The following is a 21,658-nucleotide window of genomic DNA, read 5'->3' on the forward strand; positions in this document are numbered from 1 at the left end:
CTTTCTTCAGCCCGCAAGGTTTTCCAAGATGAGCACAAGACTGGCCACAGGCGGCCGCCTGCTGAACAAAAGCAAACCGCTGAGTTTCACCTTCAACGGCAAGCAAATGCGCGGCTATGAGGGCGACACACTGGCCTCGGCTCTGCTGGCCAACGATCAGGTGTTGGTCGGGCGCTCGTTCAAGTACCACCGCCCGCGCGGCATCGTGACCTCCGGCCCCGAAGAACCCAACGGTTTGGTGGGGCTGGGCCAAGAGGGGCAGTTCGAGCCCAATGCCCGTGTTACGACGACCGAACTGCATGAAGGGTTGGAAGCGGCGAGCCAGAACCATTGGCCGAGCCTTGAGTTCGATGTCGGCGCCCTTAACAAACACCTCAGCCGCTTTCTGCCCGCGGGGTTCTACTACAAGATGTTCATGCATCCGCGCCCACTGTGGAAGCATCTCTACGAGCCGATCATCCGCCATTCCGCAGGCCTGGGCAAAGCGCCAAAGGCGGCGGATGCGGATACCTATGAACACTTCCACGCCTTCTGCGACGTGCTGGTCATCGGCGGCGGGGTCGCGGGGCTGCAAGCGGCGCTGGCGGCGGGGCTGAGCGGCGCGCGGGTCATCGTGATGGAGCAATCCGGCCATTGGGGCGGGCGTGCGCCGGTCGATGGGGGCACGGTGGATGGCGCACTGGTTGAGGATTGGATTGCCCAAACGCTCGACCGTCTGCGCGGCATGGAGAATGTCGACCTGCGCGACCGGACCATGGGCGCGGGTGTCTACGATCACGGCTATGTGCTGGGCTATGAACGGCTGCGGGATCATGTGCCGGAGGATGCCGGACCACGCCACCGGCTGTGGCGCGTTCGGGCCGGGCATGTGATCACCGCGACAGGCGCGATTGAGCGGCCTTTGAGCTTTGCGGGCAATGACGTGCCCGGCGTGATGCTGGCCTCGGCCATGCGCGACTATGTGGCGAATTACGGGGTCTCGCCGGGGGACCGCACTGTTCTGGTCACCAATAACGACAACGCCTATCTTACCGCCATTGCGCTGAAACAGGCGGGGCTGGATGTGCCTGCCGTGCTAGATGCCCGGGTATTGCCACAAGACAGCGAATTGGTCGCAAAGGCCAAGGCGCTCGGCATTCGGGTGGTCATGGGCCATGCGGTTTCCTCGGTTCAGGGGGGCAAGCGCGTGACCGGCGTGGCGGTCTGTTCGCAGGCGGGCGAAGGCGCGGTGCTGGAAGAGATCGCCTGCGATGCGGTCGCCATGTCGGGCGGCTGGTCGCCCGTGGTGCACCTGTGGTCCCATTGCGGCGGCAAGCTGACGTGGGACACGACCCATGCCTGCTTCCGCCCCGATCAGGATCATCCGCCCACCGGGGCGGATGGCCACGGTTTCGTCACGCCCGCGGGGGCTGCGGCGGGGGTCTTCGCGCTCGACGACGTGTTGCACGACGCCCATGCCGCCGCCGATGGGGTGGCCACCTCGCTCGGGTTCAAGATGCCGCGCGATTTCACCTCGCCCGAGGCCGTGCGCCGCGAGGAAGCGCCGATGATGCCGGTCTGGCAAATGCCGCAGGGCGCCAGCGTCAAACTGCGCGAGAAGACCTTTCTCGATTACCAGAACGACGTCAAAGTCTCAGATGTGCGTCTGGCCGCGCAAGAGGGCTTCGTCTCGGTTGAACATGCCAAACGCTATACCACGCTCGGCATGGCCACGGATCAGGGGAAGCTCAGCAATATCAACGGGCTGGCCGCGCTCGCGGGGGCGCTGGACGCAGAGATCCCCAGCGTCGGCACCACCACCTTCCGCCCGCCTTATCACCCGATCTCAATGGGGGCGATTGCGGGGTCGGCGCGGGGCGATACCTTCCAACCGATCCGCCGCACCTCGCTGCATGATTGGCACGCGGCCAATGGCGCGGTGTGGGAGCCGGTCGGCCAATGGCGGCGGCCCTATGCCTATGTGCAAAGCGGCGAAAGCACCCATGACGCGGTGATGCGCGAGGTGTCGAATACGCGGCAAAACCTCGGCCTGCTGGATGCCTCGACACTGGGCAAGCTGATCGTGCGCGGCCCGGATGCGGCGCGGTTCCTCGACATGATGTACACCAATATGATGTCGACGCTGAAGCCCGGCAAATGCCGCTATGGGTTGATGTGCAACGAAAACGGGTTTCTGATCGACGACGGCGTGGTCGCGCGGCTGGATGAGCAGACCTTCCTCTGTCACACCACCACTGGCGGGGCCGAGAGCATCCATGCCCACATGGAAGAATGGCTTCAAACCGAATGGTGGGACTGGAAAGTGCATGTGGTCAACGCCACCGAAAATTACGCGCAGGTGGCCGTGGTCGGCCCAAATGCGCGCAAATGTCTGGAGAAACTCGGCGGCATGGACCTCAGCCGCGAGGCGCTTGGCTTCATGGAATGGACCGACGGTGAGCTTGGCGGTTTCAAGGTGCGCGTCTTCCGTATCTCTTTCTCGGGCGAGTTGAGCTATGAGATCGCGGTCGAGGCCGGGCAGGGGCAAGCATTCTGGGACGCACTGCTGATTGCTGGACATGATTTGGGCGTAATGCCCTATGGCACGGAATGTCTGCATATTCTGCGCGCGGAAAAGGGCTTTATCATGATCGGGGATGAAACCGATGGCACGGTGATCCCGCAAGACCTTGGCCTGAACTGGGCGATTTCGAAAAAGAAAGATGACTACCTTGGCAAACGCGCCCAGCAGCGCCGCCATATGCAGGACCCGACACGCTGGAAGTTGGTGGGACTGGAAACCACCGATGGTAGCACCCTGCCGGATGGCGCCTACGCGCTTGGCGAGGGAGAGAATGAGAACGGGCAAAAGGTAATGCAGGGGCGCGTGACCTCGACCTATCATTCGCCGACGCTCGACCGCGGCATCGCCATGGGGCTGGTGCTGAACGGGCCGGACCGGATGGGCGAAGTGCTGACCTTCCCCGGCACCGACGGCAAAACCTATGAGGCGATGATCGTCGACCCGGTGTTTTATGATCCCAAAGGGGAGAAACAGAATGTCTGAACCCGTCACCGCATTGAAGAACGCCCGCTACGACGCTGGTATCGCTACGATTTCCGAAGTCGCCCCCTTGGGCATGATCACCATTCGCGGCGATCTGGATGCCCCCTATGTCCGCAAGGTGACCAAAAAACTCACCGGCGTTGACCGCCCGGAGCACGGGCAGTGCCAGTTCGAAGGCGCAGCCGGCGTGGCTTGGATGTCGCCCGACGAACTGCTGCTTTTCTGTCCGCACCCGCAGGTGCCAGAGGTGCTGGCGCGGCTGCATGCGGCCTTTGAGGATACCCATACCACAGCGGTGGATGTCTCTGGCGCGCGGGCGGTGTTTCGCGTCGAAGGCCCCCATGCGCGGGAGGTGCTGGCCAAGCTGGCGCCGGTCGACCTCGCCCCCGGTCAGTTCACCTCCGGCATGTTCCGCCGTACCCGCATGGGGCAGGTGCCAGCGGCCTTATGGCTGCGCGAAGACGGTGCCTTTGAGGTGATCTGCTTTCGGTCGGTTGCCCAGTATATGTTCGACCTGCTCAGTGTCGCGGCCCAGCCCGGCAGCGAGGTGGGCCATTTCCAAACGGTATAAGTCGGGAGAAAAACTGACTATTTCGCTTGGAACGGATGTGATTTGCAGACGTTGACCTTGACGTTGGCGCTTGATCCCCATCAAGTGGCCGCAGCGAAATTCCCAAATGAGGAGGCCCAGAAATGGCTTTTGAACTTCCCGATCTCCCCTATGCCCACGACGCGCTTGCATCCAAAGGCATGTCCAAGGAAACGCTGGAATACCACCACGACAAGCACCACAACGCCTATGTGACCAACGGCAACAAGGCGATCGAAGGCACCGAGTGGGAGGGCAAGACCCTCGAAGAGATCATCAAGGGCACCTATGACCCGAACGCCGTGGCGCAAAGCGGCATCTTCAACAACATCAGCCAGCTGTGGAACCACAACCAGTTCTGGGAAATGATGAGCCCCGAAGACAACAAGCTTCCCGGCGAGCTGGAAAAAGCGATCACCGAGAGCTTTGGTTCCGTCGACAAGTTTAAGGATGAGTTCAAAGCCGCAGGCGCGGGCCAGTTCGGCTCGGGCTGGGCGTGGCTGGTTAAGGATAAAGACGGCAGCCTGAAGGTCACCAAGACCGAGAACGGCGTGAACCCGATCTGCTTTGACCAAACGACACTGCTGGGCTGCGACGTGTGGGAACACTCCTACTACATCGACTTCCGCAACGCGCGCCCCGACTACCTTTCGAACTTCCTCGACAATCTGGTGAACTGGGACAACGTCGCCTCGCGCCTGTGATTAGGTTGCGGCGCGTTTGAGCGACGCCTGCGCTTGATGCGGGTGTTGCTCTCCCAGCCACCGCCGCCCGCGGCTGCGCCGCAGGCTGGGTGAACTGGGACAACGTCGCCTCGCGATTGTGATTTGACCCTCCGGCCTTCAGGCTGGCCCCAAGTGGCAGACAGAACCCCGCAGCCTGCTGCGGGGTTTTTTCGTTGGAACCCAAGCCCCTTCGCGGATGTTTTTCCCATGAGACTTCACGTCAAAAAAGGAGGACAACATGGCCGAGCGGAAACGATCCAACGACGGTACCAAGGAAACGGAAAAATTCCTCTCCGAGACTGAGACGCCAGACCAAGGTGGCCGCGCCGTGGGAGACCTGCAAAAGGACGTGGGCACCCAAGATGCCATGCGCCGCGCCGCGAAGGGCGAAGACGGCGTGACCCGTGTCACCGGCGAAGACAAACGCAACCACGGAGAGCCTTCATGACCAAACTCAGCCAAGACACATGGGTGCTGATCGCGGACGGCGAAAAGGCCCTTTTCCTGCAAAACCACACGGATGGCGAAGACCCTTATCTTCAGGTCGTGCGCAAGGAAGAGCAGGAAAATCCCCCGACGCGGGAACAAGCCGCCAACCGCCCCGGACGTATGAGCGACGGGCCCAGCGGGCACCGCTCTGCCTTTGACGATACCGATTGGCACGAGCTGGAAAAAGAGCGCTTTGCCAAAGACTTGGCGGACATTCTTTACAAGCTTGCCCACAAGGGACGTTTCGAGCGGATCGTTCTGGTGGCGCCACCCGCCGTGCTGGGTGATCTGCGCGATGATCTTCACAAAGAGGTGCGGAACAAGGTCGTGGGCGAAATCCCCAAGACCCTGACCAACCACCCCATTGATGAGATCGAAAAGATCGTGGCCGGGGAACTGGCCCAGGCCTGACTTTTCCCTTGGCGCGGGAATTGATTGCCTTCACAAGGAAGCAGTCTACCGCGCCAAGGATTTCCAATGACCGACACCACCAAGGGTTTCGCCGCCATGATCGCGGCCTGCTGCATCTGGGGGCTGTCGTCGATCTTCTATAAATTGTTGTCGCATGTGCCCGCCGCCGAGGTGCTTGCGCATCGTACCCTATGGTCGCTGGTGTTTTTCATCATCGTCTTGACGGTACAGCGGCGTCTGCGGGCGGTATTCGACGCGATGGCGGGGCCGCGGGCCTTTGGTCTGCTCGCCTTCGCGGCGCTGGTGATCGCGACGAACTGGTATCTTTTCATCTCAGCGGTGCAGAGCGGGCAGGCGACCGAGGCCGCTTTGGGCTACTACATCTTCCCGCTGGTCTCCGTCCTGCTGGGGCGGCTGGTCTTTGGCGAGCGGCTGAGCCCTGTGCAGCTCTTCTCGGTCGGTTTGGTCACCGTGGCCGTCTCATTTCTCACCTATGGGCTGGGCACCGCGCCCTGGCTCGCCCTGGCGCTGGCGGCCTCCTTCGGGCTTTATGGGTTGGCGAAAAAGCGGTTGGCGGTGGGGCCGGTGGTCTCCGTCACGGCGGAGGTGCTGCTTTTGTCGCCCCTCGCGGTGCTCGTGCTGTGGCAAACGGGTGACAATGGGGCCGGGGCCTTTGGTGCGTCGTTTCGCGATACGGCGCTTTTGATACTGGCCGGACCGATCACGGCCACGCCGCTGATCCTGTTTAGCTACGCCGCGCGGCGGCTGTCGATGGCGACGGCCGGATTGCTGAGCTACATCAATCCGACCTTGCAGTTTTTCTGCGCCGTGGTCCTGTTTCGCGAGCCTTTCACTGGCTGGCATGTGCAGGCTTTCGTTCTGATCTGGTGCGCGTTGGCGGTCTATTCCGTCAGCAGCTTCCGTCAGGACAAGGCGCGGCGCAGGGCGCTGAGAGCGGCATCGGCATCCGCCACTACGGTGACGTAATTCAATAGCGTCGCATCGGCAAAACCATGAGCCACGACATGGTTCATCAATGACATGAACGGATCCCAGTATCCGTTTGTGTTCACAAGGAAAATCGGTTTTTCATGTAGGCCCAACTGGCGCCATGTCAGCACCTCGAAAAGCTCATCCAGCGATCCCGCGCCGCCGGGCAAAACGGCTACGGCATCACAGTTCATGAACATCACTTTTTTGCGTTCATGCATCGTCTCGGTTACGATGTAGCGGGTCAGATCGGTCTTGCCGACTTCCCATGCAACAAGATGCGCGGGGATCACGCCAAAGGTGTCTCCGCCAGCCGCTTGGGCGGCACGGGCGACGCTGCCCATCAGGCCGACATCGCCAGCGCCATAGACCAGCCGCAGCCCGGCTTCGGCCAGACCACGGCCCAGCGTTTCGGCGTCTTGGGTGAAGGCATCGTCATCGCCGGGGCGGGAGCCGCAATAGACACAGACAGAATGTTGCATGGTAAAGCGTCCTGATGATTAGGAAAATTCGGCGCGGATCGTCTGCGCTTTTGACCCCTGTTAGCCTGCTTGCTAAAAAGGCTCAACCACAGGGGAAGTAGAAGATGTTCAAGGGATTTGGCCGGTTTGGCGGCATGGGAGCGATGGCGGCGGGCGCCTTTGCGGCGGCGGTGCTGGCGCTTGGCGCGTGGATCGGCAGCAAGCGCAGCGGGCCGGAGGAGGCAGGGCAAACCACGGTGGCCGTGCTCCCCGAACGCGATGCCACCCCAGAGAACGCCACGCTTGTGCCAAATGCCGTGCAGGGCGTTTCCGTGGGCCCCGAAGACGCGGCAGCGACGGAGCCCAAGGTCACACAGCAAGCGACAGAGCCGCAGGCCCCAGCCTTTGACGAAGTGCGCCGCGAAAGCGATGGGATGACCGTGATCGCAGGCCGCGCGGCCCCCGGCAGCAGCGTGGCAGTGTTGAAAGACGGCAAGGAGATCGCCACCGCCACCGCCGATGGGTCCGGAAAGTTCGCGACCCTCGCGATGATCCCTCCCGACGGCAAGGGCCATGTGCTGACGCTTTTGGGGCAGGACGGTGAGACCAAGCTCGCCTCGGAAGAAGAAATCATCCTCACGCCGAATGCAGCGCCTCTGCAGATGGCAGAGGCGGACACCACGCCCGAGCAAAGCCCGCTTGGGATTGCGGAGGAGGGCGCGGACCCCGGTGGCGACGCGGCAGCAGACGAGGGTGCCGAGCCTGACCTCGCATCGCCGGGCGACGCGCAGGTTGAGTCTGAAGCCTCTGACGTGACCTCGCTTGCCGAGGCGGAGATGACGCGAGAGGCGCCTGCGGATCAGACGGCTTCGACCGATGCTCCTGCCGAAGAGCGGGACGAGGCCGCAATCGAGCCCGCCGCGACCGCTCCGGCACAGGCGACCCCGCTCGCCGGGACTGCGACCGCCGAGGCTGAGGAGGCTGCCGAAAGCCAGCCATCATCTGACGACGGTTCGCCAACGCCCGCCGCTGCAAGCGAGACGGCCACAGCGGAGCAAGAGACCATTGAGGGCGGAGGCCAATCCGAGCCTACGGAAACCGACAGGCCCGGGGGCAGCGCATCAGAGCAAGAGCCTGCCGCAGGCGAAGGAGAGATTGCAAACGTATCCGACCCCACTCAGGCCACACCGCTTTCCGATACCGGCACCGCGGAGGGCGCGAACTCCGCCCCAAAGCAAGAGGTTGCCGTGGGCGAAAGTGAGACCGCCAACATTTCCGACCCCACTCAGGCCACACCGCTTTCCGAAACCGGCACCGCGGAGGGCGCGAACTCCGCCCCAGAGCAAGAGGCTGCCGCGGGCGAAGGAGAGACTGCCACCGTCTCTGACCCCACTCAGGCCACACCGCTTTCCGAAACCGGCCCCGCGGAGGGAGCGGGCTCCGCACCGGAGCAGGACCAAGCCACCGAGGCGGGGGAAGACCTTGCCACCGGCACCGCGCCCTCTCAAGCGACTCCGTTGGCCGGAACGGGCACTGGCGCGGGGTTGGCCGGAACGGGCACCGGCGCGGGCGACAATACTGCGCCTGACCAAGGGCAACAGGCGACCTCCGACGCCCTAGCCCAAGCCACGCCGCTGGCGGAGACGGGAACGGCGGATCCCGCCACTGGCGCTGCCGATGATACCGCATCCCCTGCGCAGGGGGCCACGACGCCAAATCCCACAACCGATGCCCCCAGCCTCGCGGAACGCGACGCGCCCAGCCCTGAGACCACAAACCCGACGCCCACGAAAGAAACCGACACCACCGCCGCCCCGGCTCAGCCATCTGCGCCAGCCCCGGTGCTGAAATCCACGGCCGAGGGGGTGGAGCGGCTCGACACCGCGCCACCGCAAGTCATGACCAATGTAGCGCTCGACACTATCGGCTATTCCGATCAGGGGGACGTGCAGCTTGCAGGCCGTGCGCAGCCGGACACCAGCGAAGTGCGCGTCTATCTCAACAACAACGCGGTGATCAGCCTGCCGGTCGATCAGGAGGGCCGCTGGCGGGGCGATCTGCCCAATGTCGATGAGGGCGTCTATACCCTGCGGGTGGATGAGCTTTCTCGCGCAGGCGATGTGACCAGCCGGGTGGAGACACCCTTCAAACGCGAATCCCCCGAGGTGCTGGCCGCCGCCACCGAAGGGCTGAGCGGCCCGCTGAGCGCTGTGACGGTCCAGAAAGGCGACACGCTCTGGGCGATCTCACGCGAACGCTACGGTGATCCGTTGCTTTACGTGAAGGTGTTCGAGGCCAATAGCGGCAACATCCGCGACCCCGATCTGATCTACCCCGGACAGGTTTTCGATTTGCCCGAAGAACCCGCATCTGAGTGATCCGACGCCCGACCTCAGGGGCCCAAACCGGGGCGGCATTCGCAGCGCGCAGACCGGCTGTGCGCCGCCTCACACTGGCAACCTCGGCGCATGGGGCCTATGTAGCCTGTAATCACTTCAGGAATTCCCATGCCAGCCGATACAGACCAATCTCCCGCCGCGCGTCGGCGCGACCGCAAAACCCCCAAGCCTGACCGCATCCCCACAGAGGCCGAGATGATCGACGCTGCCGAGCGTCAATCGGGCTTTTTGGTGCTGCGCAAGGTGGCGCCCTACCTTTGGCCCAAGGATATGCCTTGGGTAAAGCGCCGGGTGGTTCTGGCGATGTTGGCGCTTTTGGTGTCGAAACTGATCATCGTCGCCACGCCGTTCTTCTACCGCGACGCGGTGGATGCGCTGGCGGGCGAGGGCGCGCCGATGCTGGCGCTTGGGGCGATTGGCCTGACCGTGGCCTACGGCATGGCGCGACTGATGGGCGTGGGCTTTCAACAGGTGCGCGATGCGGTCTTTGCCCGTGTTGGGCAGCGCGCCCTGCGGATGTTGGCGCTTGAGACCTTTCAGCACATCCACAAACTCTCGATGCGCTATCACATCACCCGCAAGACCGGCGGGCTGAGCCGGATCATTGAGCGCGGTGTCAAAGGCGTCGATTTTCTGCTGCGCTTTTTGCTGTTCTCCATCGGGCCGCTGATCCTTGAGCTGATCCTCGTCGGCGTGATCCTCGCCGTTTTGTTCGACATTTGGTATCTGGCGGTCGTGACCGTGACCATCGCGGTCTACGTCTGGTTTACCTTTGCCGTGACCGAATGGCGCGTGCGTCTGCGGCGGCAGATGAACGACAGCGACACCGAGGCCAACCAACGTGCGATCGACAGCCTGCTGAACTATGAGACGGTGAAATACTTCGGCGCCGAGGGCCGTGAGGCCGCGCGTTATGACTTGGCAATGGCGGATTATGAAAACGCGGCGATCAAGACGAACTATTCGCTCGCTTTCCTGAACTTTGGTCAAGCGCTGATCATCACCGCGGGGCTTGTGGGCGTCATGGTCATGGCGGCGATGGGCGTGCAAAGCGGTGAACTCAGCGTCGGTGACTTCGTCATGGTGAACTCCTACATGATCCAATTGACCGTGCCGCTGAACTTCCTTGGCACCGTTTACCGCGAGATCCGTCAGGCGCTGGTGGATATGGGCCAGATGTTCGGCCTGCTCGAACAACCGGCAGAGATTGACGACAAGCCGAATGCGCCGGACCTCAAGGTGACGGGCGGCCATGTGACGCTGGAGAATGTGCGCTTTGCCTATGACACCGACCGTGAAATCCTCAAAGGCATCTCGCTTGAGGCGCGACCGGGAGAGACGGTGGCGATCGTCGGCTCGACCGGGTCGGGCAAATCCACCATCGGGCGGCTGTTGTTCCGGTTCTACGATGTCGCCGGAGGCGCACTGAAAATCGATGGGCAAGACGTGCGCGATGTGACCCAGCATTCGCTGCATATGGCCATCGGCGTGGTGCCGCAGGATACGGTGCTGTTCAACGACACCATCGGCTATAACATCGCCTACGGACGCGATGGTTCGACGCAGGAAGAGGTCGAAGCCGCCGCCCGCGCTGCACAGATCCACGATTTCATCATGGCGCTGCCGCAGGGGTATAAGACCACGGTGGGCGAGCGGGGGCTGAAGCTTTCAGGCGGCGAGAAACAGCGCGTGGGCATCGCCCGGACGTTGCTGAAAGACCCGCCCATCCTGCTGCTGGACGAGGCGACAAGCGCGCTCGACAGTGAGACGGAGCACGAAATCCAAGACGCGCTGCGCCGGGCCGGGCAGGGGCGCACGGTGCTGACCATCGCCCACCGTCTGTCGACCATCGCAGAGGCGGATCGCATCGTCGTGCTGGAGAAGGGCGAGATCATCGAGCAGGGCAGCCACGAGGTGCTCTTGGCCCAAGGCGGGCGTTATGCCCAGCTATGGCAGCGCCAGCAGGCGGAAGAAGAGTAAACGCCGCGCAGGCCCCGCCTTCTGTTTTGGCAGACGGGCGGAGCGTTGCCGCCGATGGTGCAATCGCTGCTGATCTGCTCTTGCGTTGTGCCAAGCGGCACACGATATCTACCGCCATGACCGATCTCTCCCCTCCCTCGCCACAATCGCTGCGCGCCCGCGCGGCGCGACTGGCTGACCGCGCATCGTTTCAGAACTTCATTCTGGGCGTGATTCTGTTCAACGCCGTGATCTTGGGGCTGGAAACCTCGGATGAGGTGATGGCGGAGGTGGGGTCGCTGATCCTGCTGCTCGACAAGGTCTGCCTTGGCATCTTTGTCATTGAGATCGCGATTAAACTCTACGGTCGGGGGATGGATTTCTTCAAACGCGGCTGGAGCATCTTCGACTTCGTGATTGTTGCCATTTCGCTGATCCCGGCGACCCAAGGGCTCAGCGTGTTGCGTGCCCTGCGTATCCTGCGCCTGCTGCGCGTGGTCTCCGTCGCCCCCTCGCTGCGCCGCGTGGTTGAGGGGCTGGTCAACGCGCTGCCGGGCATGGGGTCGGTTTTCCTGCTGATGGGGGTGATCTTTTACATCGCCTCCGTCATGGCCACCAAACTCTTTGGCGCGGATTTCCCGCAGTGGTTCGGCACGCTGGGGCGCTCGGGCTATTCGCTGTTTCAGATCATGACGCTGGAATCGTGGTCGATGGGCATCGTGCGCCCGGTGATGGAGGTCTATCCCTATGCGTGGATGTTCTTTGTGCCCTTCATCATGGTCACGACCTTCGCGGTGGTGAACCTGCTGGTCGGTCTGATCGTGAACTCAATGCAAGACGCGCATCATGAGGAAAGCAACGAGCAGACCAATACCTACCGCGATGAGGTCATGTCGCGGCTGACCGATCTGGAAAACCTCATCAAGGCGCAGAACACCCCGCCCAAACGCTAAGGTCCGGGCGGGGAGAAGCGTTACTCTTCGCCGATCGCCTTGGCGGTGAGGTTGTCCAGCGCCTCGGTCATCTTAGTGATATATTCGGCCTCTTCCGGCAGACCATGCGCCGTGACCAGCGTCTCGGGCGCGGCATAGGCGACGTGCACCGCGCCTTCACCATCAGCATAGACCAGCACCCGCATCGGCAGATCCAGCCCGGCCGTCTGGGCGTCCTGCATCGCGGGCGTGCCGAGCTTGGGGTTGCCAAAGATCAAAAGCTGCGTTGGGCGCAATTCCATCTCGGCCTTCTCGGCCCCTGCGGCGTGATCGACGCGGGCGAAAACCTCGGCCCCGGCCTCTTCGACGGCGCTTTCCAGCCGGTCCATCGTCGTCACCACGTCATGGGGTGAGACTTTGGCCACCAAATCTTGGGCCAAGGCGGGCACCGCCGCCATCACCAGACCTGCCGCCATTGCAATCGCTCTCATCATCGTCTCCTTTCGCTGCATCCTGCCACTGACTTAGCGTGACCTCGGCCCGCGCCAAGCGCTCAACACCGTGCTGCGGTTCGCTGGGTCTTGGCTTGGCTGCTCACGCGCGGTAAGAGGGGCAAAATCAGGCCGGGGGCAGGGCGCGATGAGCGATACCGACAGTTTTATTGACGAAGTGAACGAAGAGGTCCGCCGCGACCGGTTTTATGGCCTGCTGCGCCGCTATGGCTGGATCGCTGTGGTCGCTGTGGTTGCCATCGTCGGCGGTGCCGCGTGGAACGAATATAGCAAAGCGCAAGAACGCGCGCAGGCCGAAGCCTTGGGCGATGCCATGCTCGAAGCGCTTGAAGCGGATGCCAGCAATGCCCGCGCCGAAGCGCTTGCCCCGATTGAGGCCGAAGGCCCCGGTGCCCGCGCCGTGTTGAATTTCATGCGCGCCGATGCCTTGGCCGAGGCCGGCGAGATTGACGCCGCCGTTGAACAGCTCGACGCCGTGGCGCTCGACGGCGATCTTGCGCCGATTTACCGCCAACTGGCGCAGTTCAAAGCCGTGACCCTTCAGGGCCAATCGGTGCCCGTGGCAGAGCGGCGTCAGGCGCTCGAAGCACTGGCCCAGCCCGGTGCCCCGCTGCGCCTACTGGCCGAAGAGCAACTGGCCCTGATCGACATCCAAGAGGGTGAGACCGACAAGGCCGTGGCGCGCTACCAATCCATTCTCTCCGATGCGGAAACCACCCCGGACTTGCAACAACGCGCCCTTCAGGTGATTGTGGCCTTGGGTGAAGAACCGGGGGTCGAAGACGCTGCTGCAGCGGCTGAGCTGGAGATCCCCGAAGCAACGGGTGACTGACACATATCCACCCGCCGAAAACGGCGGGGGCGTGAAGGTTGAGGAAAGACAGAAAGTGAGCAGGTCCATGACGAAGCATCGCGAATCCGAACCCGGCCATGCGGGTCTGCGGGGGCTGGGCGTGGCGGGGGCCTTCGGTGCCGCGCTGTTGCTGACGGCCTGCGCGGATGAGCAGACCTATCTGCCGGGCAAACGCGAAGACGTGCGCGCGGTGCTGCAAAACCCCGGTGTGCAAAACCCGGCCTTTGACGCCATTGACGGCCCGGTGCCAGAAAACACCAGCCGCGCCATCGCTTTGGGCGGCGCGGTAAACAACGCCAACTGGACCCACAGTGTCGGCACCCCCTCGACCCGCGTGGGCCACCCCGCGTTGCGCAGCACATTGCAGCCGGTCTGGAGCGCCAAGATCGGCGCGGGCGACAGCCGCAAACAGCGCATCACTGCTGATCCGGTGGTCGCGGGCGGGCGCGTCTTTACGCTCGATGCCGGCGCGCAGGTCACTGCGACCTCGACCTCCGGGCAAACGCTCTGGACCCGCGACCTCACCCCCGCATCCGACCGCGAAGGCCAAGCCTCCGGTGGCGGGCTCGCCGTGGACGGCGAAACGCTTTACGTCTCTGTGGGCTTTGGTGTTCTGGCCGCGCTCGACGTGACGACAGGCGGAGTGCGTTGGACGCAAGACCTCGACGCCACGGGCTCCGGCACGCCGACCGTCTCGGGCGATCTGGTCTATCTCACGGCGGGTGACGATACCGGCTTCGCGCTCGACAAAACCACAGGCCGCATCCAGTGGCAGACCGGTGCTGTCACCAGCCTCAGCAACGTGTTGGGCGCACCGGCGCCCGCCGTCACCAATGATCTTGCGATCTTTGCCTTCGGCTCGGGTGAGGTTCAGGGGCTGTTCCGTCAAGGCGGGCTGGAGCGGTGGGCGACCTCTGTTCTGGGCAAACGTCAGGGCCGCGCGCTGAGCTTTGTTGGCGACGTGACAAGCGCGCCCGTGGTCTCGGGCGGGACTGTCTATGTGGGCAACCATTCGGGCCGTCTGGCCGCGCTCGACGTTAACAGCGGGGACCGTAAATGGGTCGCGCGCGACGGGGCGATCGGCCCGGTCTGGCCTGCGGGCGATTCTGTTTTCGCGGTCACCGACCTCAATGAACTTGTGCGGCTCGACGCCAGCACGGGCCGCCGCATCTGGGGCACGCCGCTGCCGAATTTCGTCAAGGACCGGCCCAGAAGGCAATCCGAAGTCGTGGCGCATTACGGCCCGATCATCGCCGGAGGCCGCGTGATCGTGGCGTCCAACGACGGGGTGCTGCGCAGCTTTGACCCCGTGGGCGGCGGGCTGACGGGCACCACCCAAATCCCCGGCGGGGCGACCACTGCCCCCGTCGTGGCAGGCGGCACGCTTTATGTCGTCTCCACCAAGGGGCAATTGCACGCTTTCCGTTAGGCCGCAAATAGGCTAAGGCGCGTGTCTGAACTGGCCCAACCGGGGCCCGGAGCCTGAATTATGTCCTTTACCCTTGCCATCGTGGGCCGTCCCAATGTCGGGAAATCCACGCTGTTCAACCGCCTTGTCGGCAAACGCCTTGCGCTGGTCGACGACCAGCCCGGCGTGACCCGCGATCTGCGCGAAGGGGCGGCCAAACTGGCCGACCTGCGCTTTACCGTGATCGACACGGCCGGTCTGGAAGAGGTCACCGACGACAGCCTCCAAGGCCGGATGCGCCGCCTGACCGAGCGTGCCGTGGATATGGCCGATATCTGTCTGTTCATGATCGACGCCCGTGTCGGCGTGACCCCGTCGGATATGGTCTTTGCCGAGATCCTGCGCAAAAAATCCGCCCATGTGATTCTCGCCGGTAACAAGGCCGAGGGCAAAGCCGCCGATGCTGGCATGATCGAGGCCTATTCGCTGGGTCTGGGCGAGCCCATTCGCATGTCCGCCGAACATGGCGAAGGTCTGACCGATCTTTACTCCGTGCTGATGCCGCTGGCCGATGAATATGAGGACCGCGCCACGCAGGACGCGCCCGAGACGGATGTGGACCTGCCTGAGGATGACGCCGATCTCGAAGCCGAATCCGTGCCGATGCCCACGCGCTCCAAACCTCTGCAGGTTGCCGTGGTGGGCCGCCCCAATGCGGGCAAGTCGACGTTGATTAATCAGATTTTGGGCGAGGACCGCTTGCTCACCGGGCCGGAGGCGGGGATCACCCGCGATGCGATCTCTCTCATGACCGAATGGGCCGGGCCGGATGGTGATCCGGTGCCAATGCGGATTTTCGACACCGCCGGGATGCGCAAAAAGGCCAAGGTACAGGAGAAGCTTGAAAAGCTCAGTGTCAGCGATGGTCTGCGCGCGGTGAAATTTGCCGAGGTCGTTGTCGTCCTGCTCGACGCCGAAATCCCGTTTGAGCAGCAAGACCTGCGCATCGCCGATCTGGCCGAACGTGAGGGCCGCGCGGTCGTTGTGGCCGTGAACAAATGGGACATCGAAGAGAACCGTCAGGAAAAGCTGCGCGATCTCAAGGAAAGCTTTGAGAGGCTCTTGCCGCAGTTGCGTGGCGCGCCGCTGATCACTGTGTCTGCCAAAACGGGCAGGGGGCTTGACCGTCTTCAGGCCGCGATCATGCGCGCCTATGAGGTCTGGAACCGCCGGATCACCACCGCACAGCTCAACCGCTGGCTCTCGGGCATGATGGAGGCGCATCCGCCCCCCGCGCCGCAGGGCAAGCGCATCAAGCTGCGTTACATGACCCAAGCCAAGACCCGTCCGCCGGGCTTCGTTGTGATGTGCAGCCATCCCGACAAGGTGCCGGACAGCTACACGCGCTATCTGGTCAACGGGTTGCGGTTGGATTTCGACATGCCCGGCACGCCGATCCGTCTGTGGATGCGCGGCCAGTCGGATGCCAACCCCTATAAAAACCGCAAAAAGGCCGCGCCGTCGAAGCTGCGCAAGCACACCGACGGTCGCCGCCGGGATTGACCGTGGTCAGCCCCGCCGAAACGCCCTGAGCATGGGCAGCGCCACAAGGATGCTGCCCCCAAAGGCCAGATAGGCGACCAAGGGCGTTTCGCCCCAATTGGTCACGATCACGCCCACCAGCCCCCAGATCACCGCGATACCGTAGGTGGGGGTCCGGCCAAGGGCGGTCTGCACGATGGCCCCAATCGCCCCTGCGAGCCCGACAAAGACCACGGCGGCCGTCTGGTCTTCCAGATAGCCATAGCCCGCCGCAAGCAGCGCCAGTGACACACAGGATGCGGCAGAGAGCCAGCCCGCGTAGAGCCCCACCGGGGCCGCGGCCCACAGCGGGTCTTCGACCGGGGCGAGGAACAGGGCGATCAGGGCGGTGATCAGCATGACCCAGATCAGCACCGCCGCCCAGATCGGGCTCATGGTGGCCACCGCGAGCCATGTCGTCCCCACGGCGAGCGACAGGCAGAGCGGCACGCGCATGTCGTGCCACTGCCCATCCCGCGGCGCGCGCAAAAGCCCATAGGCCAGTCCGATGATCAGCCAAAGATAGATCACGCCCCAGATGGAAAACGCATAGCCCGCGGGCTGCGCGGGCGGGTTGTCTTGCGGGATCGGGAATTGGTTTGGGTCAAAGCCTGAAAAGCTGGGCACGAAGAAGGGCGAAATCGCGAAGGCGATGCTGAGCAGCAGTGCGAGCGCTGCGATCAGGGTGCGGGAGGATTTGGGCAAGCGGGGGCCTCGCGGGATTAGCTGTTGCGGTACAGCTAATCTTAGAGCGGGCGGGAACCATGGCAACCAAGGGCCATCGCCTACCCGTCCGGGCGGGCAGGCGATGGCCCGGCGCATGCGGCTTGATCCCGGGCCTAGTGGATGCCCCATCCTTAGGCGAGCACACCTTCCGCGGTCAGCGTCGTCTTCCCACCCAAATAGGGCGCCAGCGCGTCCGGCAGTTTCACCGACCCATCCGCCTGCTGGCCATTCTCCAACACCGCGATGAGGCAGCGTCCGACGGCCAAACCAGAACCGTTCAGCGTATGCACGAACTGCGGCTTGCCGCCGCCTTCGGGCTTGAACCGCGCGTTCATGCGCCGCGCCTGAAAATCCCCGGTGGTCGAGACCGAGGAAATCTCGCGGTAGCAATTCTGCCCCGGCACCCAAGCCTCGATGTCATAGGTGCGGCGCGCGCCAAAGCCCATGTCCCCGGTGCAGAGGATCACCGTGCGGTAGGGTACGCCGAGTTTTTCAAGGATACCTTCGGCGCAGCCAACCATGCGCTGCTGCTCGGCGTCGCTTTGATCCGGGTGGGTGACCGAGACCATCTCGACCTTCTCAAACTGGTGTTGGCGCAGCATGCCAGCGGTGTCTCGGCCAGCACTCCCGGCCTCGGAGCGGAAGCAGAGGGTATGGGCGGTCAGCCGGATCGGCAGGGCACTTTCCTCTAACGTATCGCCGCCCACCGAATAGGTCAGCGGCACTTCCGAGGTCGGGACCAGCCACCAGCCATTGGTGGTTTGATAGCTGTCCTCGCCGAATTTGGGCAGCTTATCCGTGCCATACATCGCCTCGTCGCGCACCAGCACGGGGGAGTTTACCTCAGTCAGCCCATTCTCATCCACATGGGTGTCGATCATGAACTGCGCCAGCGCCCGGTGCACCCGCGCCACGGCGCCTTTCAGCATGACGAACCGCGCGCCCGAAGTCTTGGCCGCGGTCTCGAAATCCATGCCGGGTTTGACGCCCTTGATCTCGTAATGCTCGACCGGTTTGAAATCAAAGCTGGGCTTCTCGCCCCAGCTTTTCACCTCGACGTTGTCACCTTCGTCATCGCCCTGCGGCACGTCATCGGCGGGGCTGTTGGGGATGCGGGCCAGCATGTCGATCAGCTGTGCATCCAGCTCCTGCGCCTCAGCATTCATCGCGGCGACTTCGGCCTTTTTGTCGCTGACCAGCGCGCGCAGGCGCTCAAATTCGGCCTCATCACCCTTTGCCTTGGCAGCACCAACCTCTTTGCTGGCCTTGTTCTGCTCGGCTTTGGCCGTCTCAGCCGCAGCGATCTTAGCGCGGCGCGCGGCATCGAGCGACAGCACCGCCTGCGACATCGCAGCCTCGCCCCGGCGGGCGAGAGCGGCGTCAAAAGCCTCGGGATTGTCGCGGATGGCGCGGATGTCGTGCATGGGTTTGTCCTCAAGATCGGGTGAGTCGGTTTCGTTGCCTTATGCCTCAAAGTGCTGCGCGGCGGTAGGGGCCGCAACCGTGCGGCGATTGGCCCCGCGCAGGCGGCCATGCGGCGGCGGCTTTCCACCTTGCACCCCGCTGCCGCCGCGCATAGGTTCTGGCCAAATTCTCAGGGCCCATCCTGCGGCCCAATACCCATCGAAAAGGACGACCCCCATGGAAGGCATCCAGCAATTTGTGCCGCTGATCCTGATCTTCGCGATCATGTATTTTCTGCTCATCCGCCCGCAGCAGAAGAAGGCCAAAGAACATCAGGCCATGGTGGCCGGCCTGCGCCGCGGCGATCAGGTCGTCACCCAAGGCGGAATCATCGGCAAGGTCTCCAAGGTCAAAGACGACGGCGAGCTTGAGGTGGAAATCGCCGAAGGCGTGAAAATTCGGGTGGTGCAGGCCACCATCGCGACCGTCGTTTCCAAGACCGAACCGGCGAAATAAACCCTACCCCGAGGCCGCAACCCAAAGGCGGAACTATGCTACAGATTGATCTGTGGAAGCGGATTGTCATTGTCCTGACCTGTTTGGCAGGGCTTTGGCTGGCGCTTCCCAATGCCTTTTACGCTCCTGTTGAAAAGCACAATGACGCCGTTGCGGCCATCGAAGTTCAGGGCAGCACGCCCGAACTGGAAGCGCAGCGCGCGCTTTGGCCTGAATGGATGCCCTCGGGGTTGGTGAACCTTGGCCTCGATCTGCGCGGCGGCGCGCATCTGCTGGCCGAAGTGCAACTGGCCGATGTCTATGCCTCGCGGATGGAAGCCCAATGGCCTGAGGTCCGCGATGCCCTGCGCAGCCTGACCCCGGTCCGGCGCGAAGAAGCGCCAGCGGGGGAATTGCGGGTCCGTCTGAATGATCCGTCGAAAATGGCCGAAGCGCTGCAGATCACCCGTGATCTGGCACGTCCCGTCACTACGGTGACCGGGGCAGGCGGCAGCGACATCGACGTGAGCGGCGCTGATGGCGTCATCACAATCACCCTGTCGGAGGCCGAAATGCAGGCCACCGATGAGCGCACCATGCAGCAGAGCCTCGAAATTGTGCGCCGCCGCATCGACGAAGTCGGCACCCGCGAGCCGACGATCCAGCGTCAGGGTGCAGACCGCATTCTGATTCAGGTGCCGGGCATTGGCTCTGCTGCCGAGTTGAAGGCGATCATCGGCACCACGGCGCAGCTGACCTTCAACCCGGTGGTCAACCGTGGCTCCAATGAAAACGACAACCCCGGCATCGGCAACGCGATCCTGCCGGCGGCGGATGAAGAGGGCGTGTTCTACACGATCGAAACCGCCCCCGTCGTCACCGGCGAGCAACTCGTCGACGCGCAGCCAAGCTTTGATCAGAACGGCGCACCTGCCGTGTCCTTCCGCTTTGACACCTCCGGTGCGCGCAAATTCGGGGACTACACGGCCGAGAACATCGGCTCGCCTTTTGCCATCGTGCTTGACGATGAAGTCATCAGCGCGCCGACCATCCAAAGCCATATTCCCGGCGGCTCAGGCATCATCACCGGGCGCTTCTCGGTCGAGGAAAGCACCAACCTTGCCGTGCTGCTGCGCGCCGGGGCCCTGCCTGCGGGGCTGAGCTTTGTCGAAGAACGCACCATCGGGCCGGAACTGGGCCAAGACAGCATCGACGCGGGCAAGATCGCGACCATGGTGGCCTTTGCCGCTGTGCTGTTCTTCATGTGGGCGTCTTATGGGCTCTTCGGGTTCTTCGCCAATATCGCGCTGATCATCAACGTCGGGCTGATCTTTGGCCTGCTGAGCCTCATCGGGGCCACGCTGACCCTGCCGGGCATTGCCGGGATCGTGCTGACGGTCGGCATGGCGGTGGATGCCAACGTGCTGATCTTTGAGCGTATCCGCGAAGAGCAACGCAACGCCAAGGGTGCCGCGCGGGCGATCTCGCTGGGCTATGAGCGCGCACTCAGCGCCATTCTGGATGCCAACATCACGACCTTCATCGTGGCGGTCATCCTCTTTGCCCTAGGCTCTGGCCCGGTGCGCGGCTTCGCCGTAACGCTGGGACTGGGCATCATGACATCGGTCTTCACCGCCTTCTTCGTCACCCGTCTGCTGGTGGTGATCTGGTTTGAACGCCGCCGCCCCAAGACAATCGAGGTTTGACATGCGACTGAAGCTGGTACCCGACAACACGAACTTCGATTTCTTCGGCTATGCCAAGATCACCTTTGGCGCGTCTGTGGTGGCGATGATCCTGTCGCTGATCGCTTGGGGCGTGATGGGGCTGAACTTTGGCATCGACTTCCGCGGTGGCACCACGCTGCGGACGGAAAGCTCTGAGGCCATCGACGTGGGCGCTTACCGCGATGCCCTCGGCCCTCTGGAACTGGGCGACGTGACGATTTCCGAGGTCTTTGACCCCGGTTTCGGCGCGGATCGCCATGTGGCGATGATCCGCGTGCAGGCCCAAGAGGGCCAAGAAGCGGCGACCACGGAAACCATCCAAACCATCGAGGCCGCGCTGCAAGGCGTGTCCCCCGACATCAAGTTCACATCGGTGGAATCCGTTGGGCCCAAGGTCTCGGGCGAGCTGATCCAGACGGCGTTCCTCGCCGTGGGCGGGGCGCTGGCGGCGATCCTGATCTACATCTGGTTGCGGTTCGAATGGCAGTTTTCGGTGGGCGCGGTGGTGGCGCTGTTCCATGACGTTGTGCTGACGATCGGCCTGTTCTCGATCCTGCAAATCCGTTTCGACCTGCCGGTGGTGGCCGCGATCCTGACCATCATTGGCTATTCGATCAACGATACGGTGGTGATCTTTGACCGGCTGCGGGAGAACCTGCGCAAATACAAAAAGCGCCCTCTGCGTGAGGTGATGAACCTCAGCGTGAACGAGACGCTCAGCCGGACACTGATGACCTCGGGCACCACGCTGCTGGCGCTGATCGCGCTGCTGATCTTGGGCGGCGATGTGATCCGGGCCTTTGTCTTTGCGATTACATGGGGCGTGATCGTCGGCACCTATTCCTCGGTCTATGTGGCCAAGAATGTGGTGCTGTACCTTGGCGTGAAACGCGACTGGTCCAAGCCCGACGCGGGCGCAGGCACACAATTCGCCAATATTGATGCCTGACC

General features: G+C 63.2%; 19 protein-coding genes. 15 read left to right on the plus strand and 4 right to left on the minus strand.

Annotated elements, in window-relative coordinates:
- Positions 1 to 28 precede the first annotated feature (28 nt).
- From K3762_RS07330 to rarD, 6 genes are all read left to right on the plus strand, one after another.
- Positions 29 to 3,046, plus strand: coding sequence for a sarcosine oxidase subunit alpha family protein (locus K3762_RS07330; protein WP_132443689.1), 3,018 nt, complete (start codon positions 29 to 31; stop codon positions 3,044 to 3,046).
- Entirely contained in the window at positions 3,039 to 3,617 is a 579-nt protein-coding gene (locus K3762_RS07335; protein ID WP_132443688.1) for a sarcosine oxidase subunit gamma, read from the plus strand. Before K3762_RS07330 ends, K3762_RS07335 begins: the two co-directional genes overlap by 8 nt.
- Positions 3,618 to 3,739: 122 nt before the next feature.
- Positions 3,740 to 4,339, plus strand: coding sequence for a superoxide dismutase (locus K3762_RS07340; protein WP_132443687.1), 600 nt, complete (start codon positions 3,740 to 3,742; stop codon positions 4,337 to 4,339).
- Between the two features lie 259 nt (positions 4,340 to 4,598).
- A complete protein-coding gene (locus tag K3762_RS07345) occupies positions 4,599 to 4,808 on the plus strand; it encodes a hypothetical protein (RefSeq protein WP_132443686.1) in 210 nt (69 codons plus the stop codon).
- Positions 4,805 to 5,260 (plus strand): host attachment family protein, encoded by a 456-nt coding sequence (locus tag K3762_RS07350; protein WP_120350750.1) that lies wholly within the window; start codon positions 4,805 to 4,807, stop codon positions 5,258 to 5,260. Before K3762_RS07345 ends, K3762_RS07350 begins: the two co-directional genes overlap by 4 nt.
- Before the next feature lie 66 nt (positions 5,261 to 5,326).
- Positions 5,327 to 6,247, plus strand: a complete 921-nt coding sequence (rarD, locus tag K3762_RS07355; RefSeq protein ID WP_132443685.1) for an EamA family transporter RarD — start codon at positions 5,327 to 5,329, stop codon at positions 6,245 to 6,247.
- Here the strand turns inward: rarD and K3762_RS07360 are convergent.
- Positions 6,184 to 6,732: a TIGR00730 family Rossman fold protein gene (locus K3762_RS07360; protein WP_132443684.1), complete on the minus strand. Its 549-nt coding sequence runs from the start codon at positions 6,730 to 6,732 to the stop codon at positions 6,184 to 6,186. The two genes, rarD and K3762_RS07360, sit on opposite strands and share 64 nt — an antisense overlap.
- Before the next feature lie 104 nt (positions 6,733 to 6,836).
- Here K3762_RS07360 and K3762_RS07365 point away from each other — a divergent pair, with 104 nt between their 5' ends.
- The 3 genes from K3762_RS07365 (at position 6,837) to K3762_RS07375 (ending at position 12,022) form a co-directional block, all read left to right on the plus strand.
- On the plus strand, positions 6,837 to 9,089 hold the full coding sequence (locus K3762_RS07365) for a LysM peptidoglycan-binding domain-containing protein (protein ID WP_240791539.1): 2,253 nt from the start codon (positions 6,837 to 6,839) through the stop codon (positions 9,087 to 9,089).
- 216 nt (positions 9,090 to 9,305) lie between these two features.
- Positions 9,306 to 11,090, plus strand: coding sequence for an ABC transporter ATP-binding protein/permease (locus tag K3762_RS07370; RefSeq protein ID WP_132443744.1), 1,785 nt, complete (start codon positions 9,306 to 9,308; stop codon positions 11,088 to 11,090).
- Positions 11,091 to 11,206: 116 nt separating this feature from the next.
- Entirely contained in the window at positions 11,207 to 12,022 is an 816-nt protein-coding gene (locus K3762_RS07375; protein ID WP_165935532.1) for an ion transporter, read from the plus strand.
- A gap of 20 nt (positions 12,023 to 12,042) precedes the next feature.
- Here K3762_RS07375 and K3762_RS07380 read toward each other — a convergent pair whose 3' ends face one another.
- A complete protein-coding gene (locus K3762_RS07380; protein ID WP_132443683.1) occupies positions 12,043 to 12,492 on the minus strand; it encodes a DUF302 domain-containing protein in 450 nt (149 codons plus the stop codon).
- Positions 12,493 to 12,640: 148 nt separating this feature from the next.
- Here K3762_RS07380 and K3762_RS07385 point away from each other — a divergent pair, with 148 nt between their 5' ends.
- The 3 genes from K3762_RS07385 (at position 12,641) to der (ending at position 16,337) form a co-directional block, all read left to right on the plus strand.
- Positions 12,641 to 13,345 carry a tetratricopeptide repeat protein gene (locus tag K3762_RS07385; protein WP_120350756.1) on the plus strand — a complete coding sequence of 235 codons (705 nt, stop codon included), beginning with the start codon at positions 12,641 to 12,643 and terminating at the stop codon, positions 13,343 to 13,345.
- A gap of 67 nt (positions 13,346 to 13,412) precedes the next feature.
- The gene (locus tag K3762_RS07390) at positions 13,413 to 14,795 is read left to right on the plus strand and encodes a PQQ-like beta-propeller repeat protein (protein WP_132443682.1); all 1,383 of its coding nucleotides are present in this window, start codon (positions 13,413 to 13,415) and stop codon (positions 14,793 to 14,795) included.
- A gap of 60 nt (positions 14,796 to 14,855) precedes the next feature.
- The gene (gene der, locus K3762_RS07395; RefSeq protein ID WP_132443681.1) at positions 14,856 to 16,337 is read left to right on the plus strand and encodes a ribosome biogenesis GTPase Der; all 1,482 of its coding nucleotides are present in this window, start codon (positions 14,856 to 14,858) and stop codon (positions 16,335 to 16,337) included.
- Positions 16,338 to 16,343: 6 nt separating this feature from the next.
- Here der and K3762_RS07400 read toward each other — a convergent pair whose 3' ends face one another.
- Both K3762_RS07400 and serS read right to left on the minus strand, forming a co-directional pair.
- Entirely contained in the window at positions 16,344 to 17,060 is a 717-nt protein-coding gene (locus K3762_RS07400) for a tryptophan-rich sensory protein (RefSeq protein ID WP_132443680.1), read from the minus strand.
- Positions 17,061 to 17,212: 152 nt separating this feature from the next.
- Complete coding sequence (gene serS, locus K3762_RS07405; protein ID WP_132443679.1) at positions 17,213 to 18,505, minus strand: serine--tRNA ligase; 1,293 nt, start codon at positions 18,503 to 18,505, stop codon at positions 17,213 to 17,215.
- 217 nt (positions 18,506 to 18,722) lie between these two features.
- On the opposite strand from serS, the gene yajC reads away from it, so the two are divergent.
- From yajC to secF, 3 genes are read left to right on the plus strand one after another with little or no spacing between them, the layout of a single operon-like run.
- Entirely contained in the window at positions 18,723 to 19,001 is a 279-nt protein-coding gene (gene yajC / locus K3762_RS07410; RefSeq protein WP_067627241.1) for a preprotein translocase subunit YajC, read from the plus strand.
- 35 nt (positions 19,002 to 19,036) lie between these two features.
- Positions 19,037 to 20,686: a protein translocase subunit SecD gene (gene secD / locus K3762_RS07415; protein ID WP_120350761.1), complete on the plus strand. Its 1,650-nt coding sequence runs from the start codon at positions 19,037 to 19,039 to the stop codon at positions 20,684 to 20,686.
- A 1-nt stretch (position 20,687) separates the two neighbouring features.
- Positions 20,688 to 21,656, plus strand: a complete 969-nt coding sequence (gene secF, locus K3762_RS07420; protein WP_120350762.1) for a protein translocase subunit SecF — start codon at positions 20,688 to 20,690, stop codon at positions 21,654 to 21,656.
- Positions 21,657 to 21,658: the final 2 nt, after the last annotated feature.

The sequence above is a fragment of the Sulfitobacter sp. W074 genome (assembly GCF_025142275.1).
GTDB classification, from domain to species: Bacteria; Pseudomonadota; Alphaproteobacteria; order Rhodobacterales; family Rhodobacteraceae; genus Sulfitobacter; species Sulfitobacter profundi.

Bases quoted from the DNA above. Each gene is read 5' to 3' on its own strand.
- K3762_RS07330 (WP_132443689.1), top strand. From the start codon at position 29: ATGAGCACAAGACTGGCCACAGGCGGCCGCCTGCTGAACAAAAGCAAA.
- K3762_RS07335 (WP_132443688.1), top strand. From the start codon at position 3,039: ATGTCTGAACCCGTCACCGCATTGAAGAACGCCCGCTACGACGCTGGT.
- K3762_RS07340 (WP_132443687.1), top strand. From the start codon at position 3,740: ATGGCTTTTGAACTTCCCGATCTCCCCTATGCCCACGACGCGCTTGCA.
- K3762_RS07345 (WP_132443686.1), top strand. From the start codon at position 4,599: ATGGCCGAGCGGAAACGATCCAACGACGGTACCAAGGAAACGGAAAAA.
- K3762_RS07350 (WP_120350750.1), top strand. From the start codon at position 4,805: ATGACCAAACTCAGCCAAGACACATGGGTGCTGATCGCGGACGGCGAA.
- rarD (WP_132443685.1), top strand. From the start codon at position 5,327: ATGACCGACACCACCAAGGGTTTCGCCGCCATGATCGCGGCCTGCTGC.
- K3762_RS07360 (WP_132443684.1), bottom strand. From the start codon at position 6,732: ATGCAACATTCTGTCTGTGTCTATTGCGGCTCCCGCCCCGGCGATGAC.
- K3762_RS07365 (WP_240791539.1), top strand. From the start codon at position 6,837: ATGTTCAAGGGATTTGGCCGGTTTGGCGGCATGGGAGCGATGGCGGCG.
- K3762_RS07370 (WP_132443744.1), top strand. From the start codon at position 9,306: ATGATCGACGCTGCCGAGCGTCAATCGGGCTTTTTGGTGCTGCGCAAG.
- K3762_RS07375 (WP_165935532.1), top strand. From the start codon at position 11,207: ATGACCGATCTCTCCCCTCCCTCGCCACAATCGCTGCGCGCCCGCGCG.
- K3762_RS07380 (WP_132443683.1), bottom strand. From the start codon at position 12,492: ATGAGAGCGATTGCAATGGCGGCAGGTCTGGTGATGGCGGCGGTGCCC.
- K3762_RS07385 (WP_120350756.1), top strand. From the start codon at position 12,641: ATGAGCGATACCGACAGTTTTATTGACGAAGTGAACGAAGAGGTCCGC.
- K3762_RS07390 (WP_132443682.1), top strand. From the start codon at position 13,413: ATGACGAAGCATCGCGAATCCGAACCCGGCCATGCGGGTCTGCGGGGG.
- der (WP_132443681.1), top strand. From the start codon at position 14,856: ATGTCCTTTACCCTTGCCATCGTGGGCCGTCCCAATGTCGGGAAATCC.
- serS (WP_132443679.1), bottom strand. From the start codon at position 18,505: ATGCACGACATCCGCGCCATCCGCGACAATCCCGAGGCTTTTGACGCC.
- yajC (WP_067627241.1), top strand. From the start codon at position 18,723: ATGGAAGGCATCCAGCAATTTGTGCCGCTGATCCTGATCTTCGCGATC.
- secD (WP_120350761.1), top strand. From the start codon at position 19,037: ATGCTACAGATTGATCTGTGGAAGCGGATTGTCATTGTCCTGACCTGT.
- secF (WP_120350762.1), top strand. From the start codon at position 20,688: ATGCGACTGAAGCTGGTACCCGACAACACGAACTTCGATTTCTTCGGC.